We start from the raw sequence: 516 nt of genomic DNA, 5'->3' as shown, positions 1-516 counted from the left end.
GTCCATCGACGGTGGAGTCGAACTGAAAGTCCAATGCCCACACCACTTTCGGCGCATCAGCGACCACGACCGGCACCGACGACTGGCCCGCCCGCTTGCGGCGAGGCGCCCGGCGTACCTGCAGCCCTTCCTCCTTCCACAACCGGTGCACCTTCTTCTTGTTGACGGTGTCGCCCTCGTCGAAACGCAACCACGCCCACGCCCGACGGAACCCATGACGAGGGTTCTTGCGGGCATAGGTCCGTAGCTGCTCACGCAGGCCAGCGTCGGAATCTGCAGGTGTCTGAGCTTGCGGCAGCTGCCGATAGGCGGAGCGGGCGAGCCCAACAACCCTGCACGCCTTACGTTCTGACATGTTCATGCGAGCTTTGAGCATGTCTATGGCGGCGCGTTTGGCAGTTGGGCTCAGAATTTTCCCCGCGCAATCTCCCGCAGCGCGTCCTTCTCCAACTCGGCGTCGGCGAGCAGTCGCTTGAGCCGACTGTTCTGATCGCGCAACTCTTTGAGTTCCTTGGC

General features: G+C 62.8%; 1 pseudogene. It reads right to left on the bottom strand.

Annotated features, from left to right (window positions below):
• Nucleotides 1–516, bottom strand: a pseudogene (locus GOOTI_RS25855) (IS3 family transposase); the annotation flags it as partial.

Origin of the sequence: Gordonia otitidis NBRC 100426, from assembly GCF_000248075.1 — a bacterium.
GTDB lineage: Bacteria > Actinomycetota > Actinomycetes > Mycobacteriales > Mycobacteriaceae > Gordonia > Gordonia otitidis.
Note: the sequence above shows the minus strand (reverse complement) of the source record. Positions and strands in the feature narration are given on the sequence as shown.